Annotated in this window: 13 protein-coding genes and 1 pseudogene; 9 read left to right on the top strand and 5 right to left on the bottom strand. The window is 37.8% G+C overall.

The window, feature by feature from the left end; all coding sequences use genetic code 11:
- Nucleotides 1-178: 178 nt before the first annotated feature.
- Nucleotides 179-1,018, bottom strand: a complete 840-nt coding sequence (nfo, locus tag G468_RS0105250) for a deoxyribonuclease IV (RefSeq protein WP_026822235.1) — start codon at nt 1,016-1,018, stop codon at nt 179-181.
- A gap of 132 nt (nt 1,019-1,150) precedes the next feature.
- Nucleotides 1,151-2,221, bottom strand: a pseudogene (locus G468_RS19760) (YeiH family protein).
- Between the two features lie 171 nt (nt 2,222-2,392).
- On the opposite strand from G468_RS19760, the gene G468_RS0105240 reads away from it, so the two are divergent.
- The 8 genes from G468_RS0105240 to G468_RS0105205 all read left to right on the top strand — a co-directional run bounded on the left by G468_RS0105240 (nt 2,393) and on the right by G468_RS0105205 (nt 12,087).
- Nucleotides 2,393-3,256 (top strand): LysR family transcriptional regulator, encoded by an 864-nt coding sequence (locus G468_RS0105240; RefSeq protein WP_026822234.1) that lies wholly within the window; start codon nt 2,393-2,395, stop codon nt 3,254-3,256.
- Between the two features lie 147 nt (nt 3,257-3,403).
- Nucleotides 3,404-4,945, top strand: coding sequence for an amino acid permease (locus G468_RS0105235; protein ID WP_026822233.1), 1,542 nt, complete (start codon nt 3,404-3,406; stop codon nt 4,943-4,945).
- 252 nt (nt 4,946-5,197) lie between these two features.
- A complete protein-coding gene (locus G468_RS0105230) occupies nt 5,198-6,280 on the top strand; it encodes an ABC transporter substrate-binding protein (RefSeq protein WP_406929855.1) in 1,083 nt (360 codons plus the stop codon).
- A gap of 31 nt (nt 6,281-6,311) precedes the next feature.
- Nucleotides 6,312-7,382: a FecCD family ABC transporter permease gene (locus G468_RS0105225; RefSeq protein WP_051296952.1), complete on the top strand. Its 1,071-nt coding sequence runs from the start codon at nt 6,312-6,314 to the stop codon at nt 7,380-7,382.
- Nucleotides 7,382-8,167: an ABC transporter ATP-binding protein gene (locus tag G468_RS0105220; protein ID WP_026822230.1), complete on the top strand. Its 786-nt coding sequence runs from the start codon at nt 7,382-7,384 to the stop codon at nt 8,165-8,167. Before G468_RS0105225 ends, G468_RS0105220 begins: the two co-directional genes overlap by 1 nt.
- 142 nt (nt 8,168-8,309) lie before the next feature.
- On the top strand, nt 8,310-10,226 hold the full coding sequence (locus G468_RS0105215) for a ligand-gated channel protein (protein ID WP_026822229.1): 1,917 nt from the start codon (nt 8,310-8,312) through the stop codon (nt 10,224-10,226).
- A 261-nt stretch (nt 10,227-10,487) separates the two neighbouring features.
- The gene (locus G468_RS0105210; protein ID WP_248604874.1) at nt 10,488-10,718 is read left to right on the top strand and encodes a hypothetical protein; all 231 of its coding nucleotides are present in this window, start codon (nt 10,488-10,490) and stop codon (nt 10,716-10,718) included.
- Nucleotides 10,708-12,087 (top strand): APC family permease, encoded by a 1,380-nt coding sequence (locus G468_RS0105205; protein ID WP_026822227.1) that lies wholly within the window; start codon nt 10,708-10,710, stop codon nt 12,085-12,087. Before G468_RS0105210 ends, G468_RS0105205 begins: the two co-directional genes overlap by 11 nt.
- 105 nt (nt 12,088-12,192) lie before the next feature.
- Here the strand turns inward: G468_RS0105205 and sbcB are convergent, their stop codons facing one another.
- On the bottom strand, nt 12,193-13,620 hold the full coding sequence (sbcB, locus tag G468_RS0105200) for an exodeoxyribonuclease I (protein ID WP_135677737.1): 1,428 nt from the start codon (nt 13,618-13,620) through the stop codon (nt 12,193-12,195).
- A 442-nt stretch (nt 13,621-14,062) separates the two neighbouring features.
- Between sbcB and tmaR the strand changes: the two genes are divergently transcribed.
- Nucleotides 14,063-14,386: a PTS system regulator TmaR gene (gene tmaR, locus G468_RS0105195; protein ID WP_026822225.1), complete on the top strand. Its 324-nt coding sequence runs from the start codon at nt 14,063-14,065 to the stop codon at nt 14,384-14,386.
- A 510-nt stretch (nt 14,387-14,896) separates the two neighbouring features.
- Here the strand turns inward: tmaR and G468_RS23690 are convergent.
- On the bottom strand, nt 14,897-15,067 hold the full coding sequence (locus tag G468_RS23690) for a hypothetical protein (RefSeq protein WP_155846974.1): 171 nt from the start codon (nt 15,065-15,067) through the stop codon (nt 14,897-14,899).
- A gap of 129 nt (nt 15,068-15,196) precedes the next feature.
- A complete protein-coding gene (gene rne / locus G468_RS0105185; protein WP_026822224.1) occupies nt 15,197-18,481 on the bottom strand; it encodes a ribonuclease E in 3,285 nt (1,094 codons plus the stop codon).
- Nucleotides 18,482-18,866: the final 385 nt, after the last annotated feature.

The raw sequence follows: 18,866 nt of genomic DNA, 5'->3' as shown, positions 1-18,866 counted from the left end.
ATTTTTATCTTAATCAAGAATAGCCTAGTGAGGTAATAATTAAACAGATAGAAATGCAAGATTGATTTATTTTCTTACATCTTTAAATCATAATCATAGCCGCTAGTTACTGCTAAAAATTAGCCACAATAGAAAAATTTTCATCTATTCTCAGAATGATCTATTTGATGAAAGTTAATTATTGTTGCGACTTTAACCAGCTGATTTCTTGAGACCAGATTTCGGGATTTATGGTTTCTAGGATCAAAGGTATATTATTGAAGCGCTTATCTTTCATAATATAACTAAAAGCGGTGTAACCGATATTACCTTGTCCTAAGCTTTGGTGGCGATCAACATGACTGGCAAATTGGCTTTTGGCATCATTTAAATGCATTGCGCGTAGATATTGAAAACCAACAACTTTATTAAATTGGTCAAAAGTATCATCGCAAGCTTCTTTTGTTCGTAAGTCATAACCTGCGGCAAAAGCATGACAGGTATCCAAACAAATACCAACTCGCTGTTTATCTTCGATATCTTCAATTATTGCTGCCAGATGTTCAAATTTAAATCCTAAATTGGAGCCTTGACCGGCAGTATTTTCAATTACAGCGATGACATTTTTAGTTTGCGCTAAAGTCATATTGATTGATTCAGCAATACGGGCCAGACATGCATCGATGGTAATTTTATTCAGATGACTACCAGGATGAAAATTAAGCAAAGTAATACCTAATTGCTCACAACGTTGCATTTCATCCAGAAAAGCGGCACGTGATTTTTTCAGTGCTTCAGTTTCTGGATGGCCTAAATTAATAAGATAACTATCGTGTGGCAGAATTTGTTGTTTGCCAAAACCATATTTTTCACAATTTAATTTGAATTGTTCAATAGTTTCCGGTTTTATTGGTGGAGCGTGCCATTGACGCTGATTTTTGGTGAAGAGAGCAAAGGCAGTGGCATTAATTTCGTGGGCGCGCAGTACTGCTTGATCAACACCGCCAGCAGCGCTGACATGAGCTCCAACAAATTTCATTTTTTTCTCCTGATTTTATTTTAATTATGGCACTTTTGGCTTAGAAATGAAATGTATAGCCTTAAGTCATTTAGCTATTAATAATTTCTGTCCCTATCGGCAAGGGAGAAAAAAACAAATTACTATCGGATGTTAGTGAAAAATCGATTGCATTGATGAATTGATAAATAGGCCACCAATAGTTAGCCAGCCAAAAAGGCACATAGCCATAACGAGTGGTTTGATCCCTGCCTGTCGAATTGCACTAATATGGGTGGTTAATCCAAGTGCAGCCATCGCCATAGATAATAGAATAGTATCAAGAGTAATAATGAATTGAACTAAAATTTGTGGCAATAAATGAAAAGAGTTTATGTACGCAATGATAATAAAAAATATTGCAAACCAAGGGATCACAATAGTGGGTTTTGAGTGGGATAAATTGCTAGTTATCATTTTGCGATTTAGATAAGCTGATAATATTAATAAAAATGGTGCTAACATCATAACGCGGATCATTTTACTGATCACTGCACTATTTTCTGCTTCAGGGCTGATTGCATGGCCAGTAGCAACCACTTGAGCGACTTCCATGCACAGTAGAACCAACAAAGATACCAAACTGAGCCGGATCAAGTAAAAACCAGTGATAAATTTGATTTAGATGATAAAACCATGGATAGATAAAAATAGCTAAGGTACCAAAAATAACTACGGTTGCAATCGCAATGGTAACTTTATCTGCCGAAGTTTTAATGACAGATTCTGTTGCTAAAACTGCAGCAGCTCCACAAATGCTACTACCGGCGCCAATTAATATGGTGGTCTGGCTATCTAACTTTAAAAAATATTTACCAATTAACAGTGCAATTAAGAATGGGAAGTTAGCATAATAACATCAGTCATAATGCCAATCGTACCAACCTCCATAATTTGTTGAAATGTTAAACGAAAACCGTACAAAATAATCCCTGTTCTTAATAAATAGTGTTTAGCGAATTTAATCCCTTCGTCACAAGAGGGTTTTACGGCAAAATAAACGGTATTTCCAATCACAATACCCAACAGGATCGCCAGGCTTAGAGCACTTAAACCAATATTTGCAAACCATTCTTTATTACCTAGAAAAACGGCAAGAGTAGTTAGAAAGCCTGTTAATAATAATCCTGGTATATATTTGAAATTTTTATGCTTTATTCGTGTTGTCATAATATTTTTAACCATTGGTTTATGCAATATGCACTATTTCACTCTGTTATAAGCATATATCAATAGCGTATATCTTTAAAATAGATAATTTTTATATTATTAATTAGTAAAAGTGGTATATTAATGTTTGGCAAGATTGTTATGGTAGTTTGGCTTATATGGTTAATTAATAAAGCGAGCATTGTTATGCGAATAACCTTTAGACAACTTGAAGTTTTTATTGCAATTTTGCAATGTGGCTCAACAATCCAAGCTGCTCAATCATTGGCATTATCACAATCGGCGGTGAGTGCGGCTTTAACAGATTTGGAGTTTCAACTTGAGATACAGTTATTTGATCGGATTGGTAAACGTTTAGTAACTAATGAATATGGTCGGTTATTATATCCAAAAGTATTAGCATTACTTGAACAGGCAACAGAAGTTGAACAGATTGCAAAAAAAGGATTAGCAGCGGTAAAACTGGCGGCAAGTACGACGATTGGTAATTATATTTTGCCCGCGAAGTTGATACATTATCGTCATGATAATCCTACTATCCCTTTTGAATTATCAATAAATAATACTGAGGAAGTGATTAAAGCGGTACTCGAATTCAAGGTTGATTTAGGTTTAATTGAAGGCAGCTGTTATGAACCAGAATTGATTACTATACCATGGAAAAAAGATCAGCTGGTGGTATTCTGTTCGCCGAATAATCCACTGGTAGGTCGTCAATTAAAACAACAGGAACTCGAAAATGAGAATTGGATTTTGCGTGAAAGCGGTTCAGGAACCCGTAATATTGTTGATCAACTGTTGTTGAGTAAACTAAGCCAGTGCAATATTTTAATTGAATTTAATAATTCTGAAGCCATTAAGCATGCTGTCATGAATGGTATGGGAATAAGTTGTTTATCATATCTCACTATAAAGGAACAATTAAAAAATGGCGCATTGGTTGCATTAAATATTGATGAACTTGAACTTTCACGGACATTATGTTTAATTCATCATCAAAATAAACATTTATCTAAGGCGTTATTACATTTGTTAGAATATTTTCAATGAAATTTTTAAAAATAAGATCCTGCGCAAAACTAATAATTATCTGTCAATTATGAAGGTATCTTATAACTGACAATCGTTGCTTATTCCTGCTAACACTATCTGTTACAATCACTGGCGTTAAGATCCACGTTAAATAAAAGGTCATTAATGTCAGAACAATCAACACAGACATCACAGGGCGCGACAACAAAATTGCGTCGAGAACTAAAAGCACGTCATTTGACAATGATAGCTATTGGCGGCTCTATTGGTACCGGATTATTTGTTGCTTCTGGTGCAACAGTAGCGCAAGCGGGTCCAGGTGGTGCTTTATTATCTTATATTATTATTGGGTTAATGGTTTATTTTTTAATGACCAGTTTAGGTGAGCTTGCGGCTTATTTACCCGTTTCCGGCTCGTTTTCTACTTATGGTTCGCGATATGTCGATGAAGGTTTTGGTTTCGCTCTTGGCTGGAACTATTGGTATAACTGGGCGGTCACTATAGCTGTTGACTTAGTTGCCGCTCAACTAGTTATGGGATATTGGTTTCCGGAGATTGATGGCTGGATTTGGAGCGCAATTTTTCTGTTTATTATTTTTATGCTTAATTATATTTCTGTTAAAGGATTTGGTGAGGCAGAGTATTGGTTTTCTTTAATTAAAGTCATTACCGTCATTATTTTTATTGTAGTTGGCGTATTAATGATTATTGGTATTTTCCGCGGAGCAGAAAATACTGGCTGGCATAACTGGCATAACTGGCATAACTGGCATAACTGGCATAACTGGCATAACTGGCATAACTGGCAGATTGGGGAAGCACCTTTTGTTGGGGGTTTCTCAGCAATGATTGGGGTTGCTATGATCGTCGGTTTTTCTTTTCAGGGTACGGAATTAATTGGTATTGCTGCTGGCGAATCTAAAGATCCGGGTAGAAATATTCCTAAAGCGGTACGCCAAGTATTTTGGCGGATTTTGTTATTTTATGTTTTTGCTATCTTGGTGATCAGTTTAATTATCCCATATATGGATCCACGCTTGTTGCGTAATGATGTCGGTGATATTAGTGTCAGTCCTTTTACTTTGGTTTTTGAAAATGCAGGATTATTATCCGCTGCGGCTGTCATGAACGCGGTTATTTTAACGGCAGTATTATCCGCTGGTAATTCAGGGATGTATGCTTCTACCCGAATGCTATATACCTTGGCCAAAGAAGGAAAGGCGCCAAAAATCTTTTCCCACTTATCACCGGGAGGGGTTCCTCGCTATGCTTTGATTGCGACTACCGTCGTGGCAGCACTCTGTTTTTTAAGTTCAATGTTTGGTAATCAAGTTGTTTACTTATGGTTACTGAATACTTCAGGTATGACCGGATTTATTGCCTGGTTAGGGATTGCTATCAGCCATTATCGTTTTCGTAAAGGTTATATGTTACAAGGCTATGATTTGAATAAATTGCCTTACCGTTCAGGCTTTTTTCCAATTGGCCCTATTTTTGCTTTTGTTCTCTGTTTAGTCATTACATTAGGCCAAAATTATCAGGCATTTTTAGCGGACAAGATTGATTGGTATGGTGTGATTGCTACCTATATTGGTATTCCTCTATTTCTTGTTATATGGTTTGGTTATAAACTGATCAAGAAAACCCATTTTGTTCACTACCGGCAGATGGATTTTCCTGAATATGATCAAAATCTAAACAAGTAATTGTCAATAATCCTCTCTATTTTCTATAAAGACACACGCATTTTATGCGTGTGTTGAGCGTTAATTTTTACCTAGGTCAAAAAACAAATAAAAAAAAGTAACGTTAGTAATAATCGTATTGATAATAATTATTATTTGCTTTATTGTTACGCGCAAATGGGATCAGTTGAATGGAGAGGCAATCAAGTGAAGTTTGCGTACAGTCTTATTAGCAAGGGCGTTGATAGCTGTTTATTAGCGGGTATAACATTAATGACATCGTTTGCAGCATGGTCAGTAACGGTTACTGATGTAGCGGGCCGCACTGTTCAGGTACCAGATAAAGTAAATCGCATTCTGTTGGGAGAAGGGCGCTTATTTCATGCTATTGCTTTACTGGAAGGAAATAAACCTTTAGCACGTATTGTAGGTTGGCAAGGTGATTTTCGTAAACTTGATCCGCAATCTTATGCTGTCTATAAAGCTAAATTTCCAGAAATTGACAAAATTCCTTTAATTGGTAATACCAGTGCCGAAAGTGTTAGTGCGGAAAAAGTACTAACACTAAATCCTGATATCGCTATTTTTGGCCTATCTGGACACGGCCCGGGCAAAAATAGTGAATTGGTTATGCAACTAGAAAAGGCCGGCGTGCCGGTTATTTTTGTTGATTTTCGTAGTGAGCCACTGAAAAATACTTTACCGAGTATTCGTTTATTGGGTAAGGCGTTGCAGCGGGAGCAACAGGCTGAAAAATACGCCAATTTCTATCAAAAAAATCTTAAGCTAGTAACGGATATTACCAATAAAATCCCTAACGATAAAAAACCGACTGTTTTCATTGAATTGAGAGCGGGTTCCTCCGAAGACTGCTGTGGTACAGCGGGGAATGGTAATATGGGCAATTTTATTGATCTCGCCGGTGGAATAAATATCGCTAAAAATGCATTACCTGGACCATTAGGGATGATGAACCTTGAGAAAGTCATTGCTGATGATCCTGCAATTTATATTGCCAGTGGGGCCAAGATGCCTGGCAGCAAAGAAGCAGGCGTACAATTAGGTGCTTTATCAACAGAGAAAGCGGCTATAACCAGTTTAACCACAATAACTGAACGCAAAGGTATTAATACGCTCTCAGCGGTTAAAAATGGACGTAGCTATGCTATTTGGCACAATTATTATAATTCGCCCTATAACGTTATTGCGACTCAAATTTTTGCTAAATGGTTCTACCCAGATAAATTTGCCGATCTGGATCCGCAAACCACGATGAAAGAGTTATATCGTCAATTTTTAACGATAGAGCCAACGGGTGTCTATTGGGTTAGTCAAAACTCATTAAAAAGCAGGTAATTACTTTCAATGAGTATGACCACTGAACCTTATGCCAGTTATTAGGCAGCAAGCTAACCATGATGGTATCAATATTAAAGCGCATTATCAATATATATTGAAACGTCGAATTATATTGATTTCATCACTTGTTATGTTAATTATGCTGTCTTTAGTCATTGATTTTACCTTGGGACCATCAGGTCTTTCTTTAACTAAGCTATGGCAAACATTAATCTCACCAGCTAGTGTTGATATCGCTACTCAGGTGATTGTTTGGGATATTCGCTTACCTTATGCATTAATGGCTGTCATGGTTGGTATGTCACTTGGACTGGCGGGTGCTGAAATGCAGACCATATTAAATAATCCGCTAGCCAGCCCTTTTACATTAGGTGTTTCTAGTGCCGCCTCTTTTGGTGCCGCATTAGCCATCGTTTCTGGCATTGGTATTGCCGGTATCTCTGAACAATGGTTTATTTCTGTCAATGCCTTTATCTTTGCTTTACTGGCGGTATTAATGTTGGATGCGATCACCCGTTGGACACGCATTGCAACTTCTGGTGTGGTACTGTTTGGTATTGCATTAGTGTTTACCTTTAATGCATTAGTTTCGATGATGCAATTTATTGCCACTGAGGATACCTTACAGGGATTAGTCTTCTGGACAATGGGGAGTTTGGCAAAAGCAACTTGGATTAAGTTAGCGATTATGGCAACCGTTTTTGCGGTTATTTTTCCCATTTCTATCATGAGTGCCTGGAAATTAACTGCGTTACGGTTAGGAGAAGATCGCGCAATCAGTTTTGGTATTGATGTTCGTCGGTTGCGTTTGGCAACATTATTAAGAATTAGCATGTTGGCGGCTTTATCCGTCGCTTTTGTTGGCCCTATTGCTTTTATTGGTTTAGTTGCTCCCCATATTGCTCGCATGATGTTTGGCGAAGATCATCGATTTTATTTACCCGCCAGTGCCTTAATTGGCGCTTTAGTTTTATCGATGGCTTCCATTGCGTCAAAGAATATTATTCCAAGCGTCATTATACCTGTTGGCATTGTAACCTCATTGGTCGGCGTTCCTTTTTTCTTGAGTATGATCCTGCGTCATAGAGGTAATATTTAATGATAAATGGATTACAAATAAATCAATTTTATGCAGGTTATCCTAAATGTCCGGTGATCCAAAATTTGTTCACCGGTATTTTACCTAAAGGAAAAATTACTGTTTTGCTTGGGCCAAATGGTAGCGGTAAATCTACCCTATTACGTTCTTTAGCGGGATTAAATAGCGCTGCTGGCCAGTTATGGTTAGATGGGCAGGATCTGATGGCGATGAATTTTGCTCAACGTGCTAAACAAGTCGTTTATTTGCCACAATCATTACCGGCTGGTGTTCATTTACATGTGCTGGAATCAATTATTGTTGCCCAACGTGCTGCTGGCGGAGAGTGTCATCAGATCTGCCAATTAGAGATCATGAAACTGCTACGGCAATTAGGCATAGAGCATTTGGCATTGTGTTATCTGGATCAGTTATCAGGTGGACAAAAGCAACTAGTGGGTTTAGCTCAATCGCTTATTCGGCAACCAAAATTATTGCTACTTGATGAACCATTGAGTGCACTGGATTTAAATTATCAATTTCATGTTATGGACTTAGTGGCTAAAGAAACCAAGCGCAGAGATATTATTCCTCTTGTTGTCGTGCACGATATTAATATTGCCTTAAGACATGGTGAACATATATTAATGTTAAAAGAGGGTCGTTTGGTTGCCGAAGGTGCGGCTGAAGAGGTTATAACAGCTGAAAATCTGGCTAATGTTTATGGTGTCGTTGGACGCATTGAGCGCTGTTCGCAAGGTGTTCCTCAAGTATTAATCGATGGATTAGTTGCCAATTTATTCTAATTGAAATTGCAAATTAGATTGTGCTTTTTCGAGTGAAATAAAAATTAATAAAAAAAGACAGGGAAATTAATTTCACTGGCATGTGAGTTTGTATCAATTTTCTGGCTAATAAATAATCCTGCTATTTCTTGGAGAATAGGGAATGAATTTTTTTAATAAAAATAAATTAACATTAATTATTATCGCATTTATTTCTACTGTCGGTCATGCGGCTGAAGATAGTGACACCATTATAGTTACTACCGCATCCGGTTTTCAGCAGAAAATTGAAGATGCGCCTGCATCTATTTCAGTCATAGATCGAAAACAACTAGAAAATAAAGCTTATCGTGATGTGACAGATGCATTAAAAGATCTGCCTGCAAAGTACACCATGATTTTAGTGGATGGCAAACGGATAGATACACGTAATACTCGACCGAATAGTGATGGCTCTGGCATAGAACAAGGTTGGCTGCTGCCATTGGTTGCGATTGAACGTATCGAAGTTGTGCGTGGTTCAATGTCTTCACTTTATGGTTCCGATGCCATGGGCGGAGTGATCAACATTATAACGCGTAAAATAGGTAAAACTTGGTATGGTAGTTTGCGAGCGGATACAACTATCGCTGAACGTAGTCATTCTGGCAATGCGGGTCAGGGTAGTTTTTATCTGGCCGGCCCCTTAATTGATGGCGTGTTGGGAATGAAAGCGAGTGGTCTTTATTCTCAACGTAATGAAGATAAGTTTGTAGGTGGTTATAAGAAACAGTTAATGAGTAATGCTGGGGTAACATTTTCATTCACCCCCGATGAGCAGAATAATTTTGATCTGGATTTAAAGCATGATGAACAGCAACGTGACTCAACAATTGGTAAAAGCCGTGCTTGCACTAAACGATCATGTGAAGATGATAATGCTACTTATCGACGTAATAACTATGCATTGACGCACAATGGTAATTATCAGTGGGGTTCAATGGATACATTTATCCAACGTGATGAATCAGATAACCCAAGTAGAAAGATGCAATATAATGATAGCTTACTTAAAAATCAGACAGTATTTGACTTAGATTCACATAAGCTCAGTATTGGTGGTCAGTATCGTTATGAAGATTTACATGATCAAGGTAACCAATTACCGACAGCGGCCAATTTTAATAAATTAACCCGTTGGAGTTGGGCGTTATTTAGTGAAGATGAATGGACTATTACTAGTGATTTCAGCTTAACAGCTGGCATTCGTATGGATAAAGATGAGAATTTTGGTTCACATTGGACTCCTCGCTTATATGGTGTTTGGCATATTAATGATCAATGGATACTTAAAGGGGGCGTGTCGACCGGATATCGTTCACCTGATTTACGTCAAGTCGCGCCTAATTGGGGACAAATAAGCGGCGGGCAAACGAGTAAAGGGATCATTCTTGGCAATCCTAACCTAAAACCGGAAAAAAGTATCGGGCAGGAAATTGGTATATTATGGAATAATCAGGATAATCTGAATATTGGTGTAACGATTTTTAATACTGATTTCAAAGATAAGATTATGGAATATCGTCTTTGTGGCGATAAATTAGCCGCTTGTAGTAATGCGATTATTCCCGATGGTAGTCAATATGATTTTATTAGTACCCGAGATAATGTTGATAAGGCCAACTTGCGTGGTATTGAGGCAACATTTAACTGGCAAATTGAGGATAATTTATCACTAGCAGCTAATTATACCTATTCCGATTCTGAACAACTAAGTGGCAATTATAAAGGCCAAGCCTTTAGTCAGAAGCCCAAACATATGGCAAATGCATCGCTAAGCTGGCAGGCAACAAGTGAATTAGAAGCTTGGACGCGGGTAAATTTCCGTGGTAGAACTAATCAATACCTTTCTCGCTCATCGATGGCCAATCAATTGCCATCTTATACCTTTATTGATCTGGGAATAAATTATGCACTAAGCAAAAATCTTTCTTTATTAGCCGGGGTTTATAATATTTTAGATAGACGTTTAGTGGATAACGATAATAACGCCTTATTAGATGGTCGTCGCTATAATTTAGGTTTAGATTATAACTTTTAAAATCATTTTGAGTAAAAAAATTAGCTAGCTATACTCATGCTAAGAGTTAACTAATTTTTTAATAAAAATTAAAAAAATATTGCTATTTCATGTGATGAAGGGCACAATGCGCCATCAGAAATAACTGATGCTCAATAATTGCATCAGTTATTTTTTTATTTTTAAGCTGATTTCTTTAATTTTATATAAGGCCGGAAAACTGGCCGGGGTTGATACAACTGTTAGAAAAAACGTGTAGTCAAACTAGAGCAGACTACCGTCGTGAGGAATGCTATTATGGCGCAATTATCTATTTTTGCACCTGTGCCAATCGGTCATGGTTGCTGCATTATTAATGACTACGGAGCGTTCTGCTTCGAAAATACTTTATTCTCTCATTTCTCTTTTTTCTCAGCCTATAGGCGTGAGCGAAGTCTTCCTTATAACTATCGATTAAGTCATAATATCAAGACAAAATCGGAAGTTGTGGGAGGTTTTGCTCATGTCAAATAATATCCCATTAGCTCTCAGTAAAGAACCAACCGAGATAAATAATCGTGCTCAACTGGTTAAGACATTAACTTTAATCCAGGTTGTCATGATGGGGCTAGCTTATCTGCAGCCAATGACGGTTTTTGACACTTTTGGTTTAGTGTCATTAAAAACTAATGGGCATGTTCCCTCTTCTTATATTATTGCTTTGATTGCAATTCTTTTTACCGCATTGAGTTATGGCAAATTGGTAAAACGGTTTCCTTCTGCGGGATCGGCTTATACCTATGCGCAAAAATCCATGAATCCGCATATAGGTTTCATGGTGGGATGGTCATCTTTGCTTGATTACTTATTCATGCCGATGATTAATATATTGTTAGCGAAAATTTATCTTGAAGCTATTTTCCCGGGCATTGCTCCCTGGATTTTTGTTGTCGGATTAGTTGTATTGATGACTATTTTTAATCTACGTGGTATCAATTTAGTCGCTAATTTAAATACTATTATTGTTATTATTCAAATCGCCGTAATGCTCGTTTTTTTAGCGGTTCTCATCCATGGATTATCTAAAGGCGAAGGCTCTGGCCAGATTTGGTCATGGCGACCTTTTACCTCTGAACAGGCACATTTAATTCCGATGATCACCGGGGCGACGATTTTATGTTTTTCATTTCTCGGCTTTGATGGCATCAGTTCACTATCGGAAGAAACACCAAATGCAGGAAAAGTGATACCAAAAGCAATTTTTTTGACGGCATTAATTGGTGGTTTGATTTTTATTGGCGTTTCTTATTTTTTACAGATGTATTTTCCTGATGTTTCGCATTTTAAAAAACCTGACGAATCACAACCGGAAATTATGTTATATGTTGCTGGTGCGCTTTTTCAGTCTATTATTTTGGTTTTTTCTTGTGCAACCGTCTTAGCATCAGGCATGGCTGCCCATGCTGGTGTTTCGCGACTCATGTATGTTATGGGGAGAGATGGTGTTTTCCCTGAACGCTTTTTTGGTTATGTTCATCCAACATGGCGAACCCCAGCTTTTAACGTTATTTTAGTTGGCATATTGGCATTAACGGCAATTTGGTTCGATATGGAAATTGCGACAGCTCTGATTAATTTTGGTGCATTAATTGCGTTTACCTTTGTTAATCTTTCGGTTATTTCGCAATTTTATTTTAGAGAGCGTCGTTGCCATACTTGGCGGGATAAGTTTAATTACTTAATTTTACCTATTATGGGTGCTTTAACCGTATCTGTGCTTTGGATTAATTTAGAGAAAACTTCCATGTTATTAGGGATGGTATGGGCAGCAGTTGGTATTTTTTATATGGCAATTATCACCCGCCGTTTTCGTCGACCATTACCACAAATGAATGACGCTTAGTAATCACAAAATACACGCTATTGATAGTTTTTATGCAGTAAAGGCCAATTATTTGGCCTTTACTGCATTGGGTAACTAGTTTTGTATTGTCTGGCATTAATACAATTAACTAGCGATCTGATTAGCATAATCTACCAGCGCTTTTAGTTGCTGGCACTTCTCTTTATTTTCTTGATGTTCGGCAAATAATTGCTCAATAGTTTGCAGATATTGGCTTATTTTCTCGCAGGTTAACCTATCGCGACGATGGTGTAACCAGGCAAGTTGTTCTTGTTCTGTCAGGGTGGCCGGATAGTTTCGCGCCCGGTAACGGAAAAAAAGTTGCCTCATGCGCGGATCGTCAAATTTGAGATCTAATGCGGGTAAATTTTGGGGTAAAGTTTGCCGGATAATGGCCATTGTTGAACGATCATTATCACCAAAGAAACCGGAATATAGCATAGCATCTACGTCAGTTGCGGCAGGAAAAGGTTGCGCCTCAGTAAAAAGCCGAATAACTTTATCTCGCACTTCACTATGTTGTCGCAATATGGCTAAATTATTCTGACAAACATCCAGATCAAGTGCTATGCGCTGTGCATCTGCGGTCCGCAGTGTGTTGGCAGGCGCCAGAATGGGACATTTATTAATATGTATCAGTTTGATAGGAATGGCTAATTCACCGGCTAACTCGTCCTTAGGCGTATATAAACGTTGCCTGAGTGTATCACTATCTAATGTTAGCAGTGGACTAATATCTGCTGCTAGATCACAGGCAATAATCGCATTACGGTTTTCGGGATGCCAAGCGAGTGGGGCAATTAGACTGGTATTGGCTCGTATTGCACCAAACATGCCAGAAACATGAACTAGCGGCGTCATTGCAATGATATCAATTAATTGCTTAACTTCATTTTTATTTCTTAATCGAAAGAAGTAATCAAACATTTTCGGCTGTGCTTGCTTAATTAATTTTGCCATTTCGATAGTCGCCAAAACATCCGCTGTTGCATCATGTGCATTGGCATGCTCAATACCGTTTACAACGGTTAAATGTTCTAGTTTAAAACTGGGGAGTCCCTCGTCATTGCTAGGCCAATTAATACCATCAGGACGTAACGCATAGCAGGCGCGTAACACATCCAGTAAATCCCAACGTGAATTACCTTGCTGCCAACTATAAGCATAAGGATCATAAAAATTACGATAGAAAATATGGCGAGTGACTTCATCATCAAAACGAATATTGTTGTAACCAAGAATACAACTATTGGCTATGCTAAATATACCATGAATACGTTTAGCGAATTCAGCTTCATTTATGCCATGAGCAATTGCATATTGGGGCGTAATACCGGTGATCATAACTGCTTGCGGTTGAGGAAGATAGTCATCAGCAGGAGCACAGTAAAAAATTTGTGGATCTTCGATAATGTTGAAATTTGAGTCAGTCCTGATGCCAGCAAATTGTGCCGGTCGATCGAGAGCAGGATGCTGCCCAAAGGTTTCATAATCATGAAACAGAAATGAGGATTTTTGCTTATTGGCCAAAATATTTTCCCAATTTTATGTAGCGCAATATATTGTTTAATAATATTAAAATATTCTAATCTGACAATGAATGTTTTTTTGCTGTACGCGTTGACTTATTTTTAGTTACACATTAATGAACCCATTAGAGATCAATTTTGCATTTAAATTAACCGCAATAATAATCTGTTAACGGATAATCGAACTGAATATCACCATTCTGCAATCAATTATTATTGTATTGGTGTTAATCTTAAGGGTTTTACTTATTTGTAATTATTGGGTTAATTTAATTTGGATTGTTGATAACAGAAAATTAATAAAGGCAAAAGAGTGAATTTATTATCAACGCAAGAATAATAAAACAGGGTAAAAATCCTAGCAATTGGCTTGTTTCAATCAGTCAATCGCCGTATCGTATAGTTTGTTATTCATAATGCATATGTTTTATTGAAAGGTATAAGAAATGACAAGTAAAAATAAGCAGTCATTCCAAAATGTACTGGAGTTTGTACGTATGTTGCGTCGTAAAAATAAAATCAAACGTGAATTGGCGGATAATGAAAAAAAAATTCGTGATAATCAGAAGCGAGTTCTACTGTTGGATAATTTAAGTGAATATATTAAAGAAGGCATGACCATAGAAGAGATCAGAGCAATAATTGCTAATATGCGTAGCGATTATGAAGATCGTATCGATGATTATAATATTAAGAATGCCGAATTATCAAAAGAGCGGAGGGAGTTAACCCAAAAATTAAAAACCCGCCCTGATACCGGCAGCCAATAAAACAGGCTAAACTTAATTACCCCCTATAACACTATTTTACTAAAGGGGGTTAGTTAACAGTTATTTTATAATTAAACTTAAATTTGGATCTATTACTGTATAGATTTGTTGATAAGTTAGCTTATTTTCAACGATATTAGACAGCTCTATAGCCATATCTTGCCGTGTAACTTAGCCTATTTGGGAAAATTGAATCCGTTGGTGATTACCTGAGGCAGCTAAATTAAGTAACCTACCAGGCCTAAGGATGGTGTTAATGAACTAGTTTTTAGCTAGCTCTCTATCATCGATTTATGGCGAATTGACAGACCAAAAAACGCTTTAGCCTAAGATGAGAGTTATTTCCATCCATCACCATAGCCGACAGAGGTCACGAGTAATAATCGTTTAATATTTAACATTTCGGCCGATTTGAAAATATTAAGATTGCCGGTTAGGGAGTTATTAGCGCCAATAGTACTAAAGATAATACCGCTATTAGGAATATTAGCAAAAATATTTTTTATGGCGTTATATTGGCAAACATCTCCTAAAATAACTTGCGCGCCAATCTGTGTTAGCTGTGTTTTTATATTTTACATTGCGGATAAAAGTGATCACTTGATGACCTTGCTGAAGGCCATCTTGCACAAGAAAATAACCAATACCTTTGCCTGTGCCAAAAACAATCCATTGAGACATATTTATTCCTGATTTAATAATAGGGAATATATATTCTACTAAAAAGACTTTGATAAAAAGGTGCGTAAGTGAGTTTTAATTAAAATTCAGAATGAAAAATGCCCGAATTCGGGCATTTTTCATTGATTATTATTTGGGTTTAAACATTTTGGAAGTGGCAACATTGGTTGCAACATGACCACCTGCACCATTTTTGCCATGGAAAGTCATTGCGGGTCGTACATAAGCTTTAATTTCTAAATAGCTTTCAGTAACTTCTGGCGCCGGAGCCTTTGTAGTCGGAGCAAAGGAAAAGCCGGTTTTTTTGCCTGATTTTAGCGTGGCAGTTTTTTCCTTACAGTTATTGGTTTTTTTTGCAATAACATCGGTTACAGAAGATATATTTGGCTCAGCATGGCTAAAATTTTCATCCGATGAGATGGCTATTTTTTCCTGACTAATTTCATGGATTAAATGTTCATCGTTTTTAATCTCATCGCCTATAAAAAATTCATCATTAACAGATTGACCATTTTGTCGCTGCTCTATGGCACCTTCACTTTGTCCTCGCTTTTCTACCGCAATACTAGGACTGTTTTCAGGCATGACTTTGGTTTCATCAAGTGGTTGACAAGCTTTTTCATTTTGTTCAGTAGCTTGAGTCTTAACGGGAATAAGCAATACTTCCGCAGACGGTAGAGAGCTTTCAGACATCGTTGATTGGTCAGTCAAAGGTACTATTCCCGTTGATTGAACCATTTCACTAATTGACGCCGTCTTTTCATTAGCTTCAACCTTATCGATGATGTCATTACAGACAATTGAGTTAGTAGAAGGTGTTGTTTTTTCACTAATTGTCATCACATTTTTGCTATTTGATGGCATTTCATGGGATTGATTTAATTTAATCGGATACTGGATCCAGACTTTACCTGAAGATAATTCAGGAGAAGCAACAGCCATTTTTAATGGTACTAATGATTTGTCTTGAAGTTCATCACGGTAGCGACGACGTCGTTGTCCGCTAACACGTAGGTGACGAGGTGATCGTCTTGATCGCCGTGGAATGATCGTGTCTTGTCGTTCATGAGTATAATTGCTGGATGCGTCTTCAAGTTCAGCCTGTTCTGGGACCTGCGGTATATCTATTGTTTTTTGTTTCTCTGTTGATTCACTTGGCATAATAGGTGCGGCAGTTAACAAAGTAGTCACTGCGTCTTCGCCATTTGTAATCGGCAACTTAATATCCTGATATTCTTTATCAGTAGGTCGTTTTTGTTGTTCAGTGACGCTATTTGTGATGCGCACAGATTGCATCAGTTGACGCTGCTGACGGCGGGGAGGGACAACGACCGTTTTTTCCGTCTCAGTCTCTTTTTTATCTAATTGTTGGGTCTTTGTTTCAAGTTGCTGCTGTCGTTTTTCTTCCTGACGACGCCGACGTTCAGCTCGCTGCTCGCGACGCTGTTGTTGAGTTTCACGTGCAGCGCTATCTTGAGTTTCATTAAATTGACTTTTCTGATTACGACTCTTACGCGCTTGAAGATCATCGGTATGTCCACGATTTTGGCGGTTATCTATATTGTCATTCTGTTCACGGCGTTGAGTTGGCCGACGATTATTACGTCGTTCACTATTACGTCGTTTGTCATTGCTGTTTTTCGATTTTTTTACTGTTTCTTCAATGGGGGGTTGTGATTCAATAAATAATTTTTTCAAGAAAACGGTAATTCGACTAAATAGGCTTTTTGAAGTCTGCTTGTTAGTTGATTTACTCTGTTTACTTGATTTGCTCTTAGCAACGACGGCATTTTTTGTATCTGCTTGTGATTGGAGAGCAAAAGTAGAAATAGCAGGTTGTTCAGGTAACTTTTTCTCACCGGCAGCATCATCTATTAGATTATTGGTTTCAGCTTCGTGGTATTGCGCGAGATAGTAACTTAATGCTGAAATTTCTTCACCTTTACGAATGCGAATCACATTGTAATGCGGTGATTGCATCTGATCGTTAGGAACAATAATGACACGTATATTATGTTGTCGACGCTCAATTTCATTGACAGATTGGCGTTTTTCATTCAGTAGATAAGAAGCAATGGGTACCGGTACAATCGCATGTACTTCATGGGTATTTTCTTTTAATGCTTCTTCTTCGATTAAACGTAAAATAGAGAGTGAAAGTGATTCATTATCACGGATTGTTCCGGTCCCGCTACAGCGAGGACAAACGTGATGACTGGATTCACCCAGTGATGGACTCAAACGTTGGCGTGACATTTCAAGGAGACCAAATCGTGATATTCGAGCGATTTGGATACGTGCTCGATCTTGGCGTACGGCTTCACGCAGGCGGTTTTCAACTTCACGCTGATGGCGAACGGGTGTCATATCAATAAAATCGATAACAATTAGTCCACCTAAATCCCGTAACCGTAATTGACGGGCAATTTCATCAGCGGCTTCTAAATTCGTGTTGAATGCGGTTTCTTCAATATCGCCACCACGGGTAGAACGTGATGAATTTATATCGATAGCAGTTAATGCCTCAGTGGTGTCAATAACCAATGCACCACCGGATGGTAAACGAACCTCACGTTGAAAAGCGGACTCGATCTGTGACTCGATTTGATAGTGGCTAAAAAGCGGAACATCTCCGCTATAGTATTTGATTTTACTTGCAAAATCGCCACGACCAATCGCTTCAATATGATGGCGAGCCATGTCGACAATTTTCGCATTATCAATCAGTATTTCACCAATATCAGGTCGCAGATAATCACGAAAGGCTCGCACAATTACATTACTTTCTTGATGAATCAGGAAAGGCGCGGCTCGGTTTTCCGCTGCTTTTTTTATTGCTTGCCAATGTTTGAGACGATATTGTAGATCTTGCTGCAACGCTTCTGCTGATTTTCCAACACCAGCAGTACGGACAATTAAGCCCATTCCATCGGGTATTTCCAATGAAGATAATGCTTCTTTCAGTTCTGTGCGATCTTCACCCTCAATCCGGCGTGATATTCCACCTGCGCGAGGGTTATTTGGCATTAAAACAAGATAACTACCCGCTAAACTAATAAAAGTGGTTAGCGCAGCCCCTTTATTTCCTCGTTCTTCTTTATCAACCTGGATAATAACTTCCTGGCCTTCTTTTAAAACATCCTTTATGTTAGGACGACCATGAGGTTGATAATGACTAGGGAAGTATTCACGTGCTATTTCTTTAATTGGGAGAAAACCGTGCCTTTCTGATCCATAGTCAACAAATGCTGCTTCCAGACTAGGTTCTATACGGGTAATTTTGCCTTTGTAAATATTTGCTTTTTTTTGTTCGTGTCCGGGATTTTCAATATCTAGGTCATAAAGACGTTGCCCATCAACAAGAGCAACGCGCAACTCTTCTTGTTGAGTTGCGTTAATTAACATTCTTTTCATTATAAATACTCATTATTCTACTAAGTCAAAAAAGTTGCGACTAAAAATGGTTACTGTTGACCGATGGTTTCGTGACTTTTACAAAATCGTCAACCTCGCGGTTGTCGGTTGTATTGAAACGCAATTTTTCGGTGAAGCTACGTTTAAATAAAATGATGCATTCTTAAATTAGTACTGTTGCTGAATTTATTCGTTCAATGTACAGTTTAGCTAATCCAGTAAACCTTTGTTCACAATTCAATAATTTATTTTGATTTTACACACCGTCTTACACCATTGCTGCGTTTATGTGTCATCAAAATAAAATAGATAGATCTCAAATTACGCCAACGCTTGTTTTAATAAACATTATGGCGACTGTCCATTATTCCATTGCTTATGGGTA

The organism is Arsenophonus nasoniae DSM 15247, from assembly GCF_000429565.1.
In the GTDB taxonomy this organism is placed as follows: Bacteria; Pseudomonadota; Gammaproteobacteria; order Enterobacterales; family Enterobacteriaceae; genus Arsenophonus; species Arsenophonus nasoniae.
The sequence above is the reverse complement of the archived record's forward strand: the minus strand, read 5'-3'. Positions and strand labels throughout refer to the sequence as shown.

What these genes read in the sequence shown, in the direction of transcription:
- nfo (WP_026822235.1), bottom strand. Translation starts at nt 1,018, where the DNA reads ATGAAATTTGTTGGAGCTCATGTCAGCGCTGCTGGCGGTGTTGATCAA.
- G468_RS0105240 (WP_026822234.1), top strand. Translation starts at nt 2,393, where the DNA reads ATGCGAATAACCTTTAGACAACTTGAAGTTTTTATTGCAATTTTGCAA.
- G468_RS0105235 (WP_026822233.1), top strand. Translation starts at nt 3,404, where the DNA reads ATGTCAGAACAATCAACACAGACATCACAGGGCGCGACAACAAAATTG.
- G468_RS0105230 (WP_406929855.1), top strand. Translation starts at nt 5,198, where the DNA reads ATGACATCGTTTGCAGCATGGTCAGTAACGGTTACTGATGTAGCGGGC.
- G468_RS0105225 (WP_051296952.1), top strand. Translation starts at nt 6,312, where the DNA reads ATGCCAGTTATTAGGCAGCAAGCTAACCATGATGGTATCAATATTAAA.
- G468_RS0105220 (WP_026822230.1), top strand. Translation starts at nt 7,382, where the DNA reads ATGATAAATGGATTACAAATAAATCAATTTTATGCAGGTTATCCTAAA.
- G468_RS0105215 (WP_026822229.1), top strand. Translation starts at nt 8,310, where the DNA reads ATGAATTTTTTTAATAAAAATAAATTAACATTAATTATTATCGCATTT.
- G468_RS0105205 (WP_026822227.1), top strand. Translation starts at nt 10,708, where the DNA reads ATGTCAAATAATATCCCATTAGCTCTCAGTAAAGAACCAACCGAGATA.
- tmaR (WP_026822225.1), top strand. Translation starts at nt 14,063, where the DNA reads ATGACAAGTAAAAATAAGCAGTCATTCCAAAATGTACTGGAGTTTGTA.
- G468_RS23690 (WP_155846974.1), bottom strand. Translation starts at nt 15,067, where the DNA reads ATGTCTCAATGGATTGTTTTTGGCACAGGCAAAGGTATTGGTTATTTT.
- rne (WP_026822224.1), bottom strand. Translation starts at nt 18,481, where the DNA reads ATGAAAAGAATGTTAATTAACGCAACTCAACAAGAAGAGTTGCGCGTT.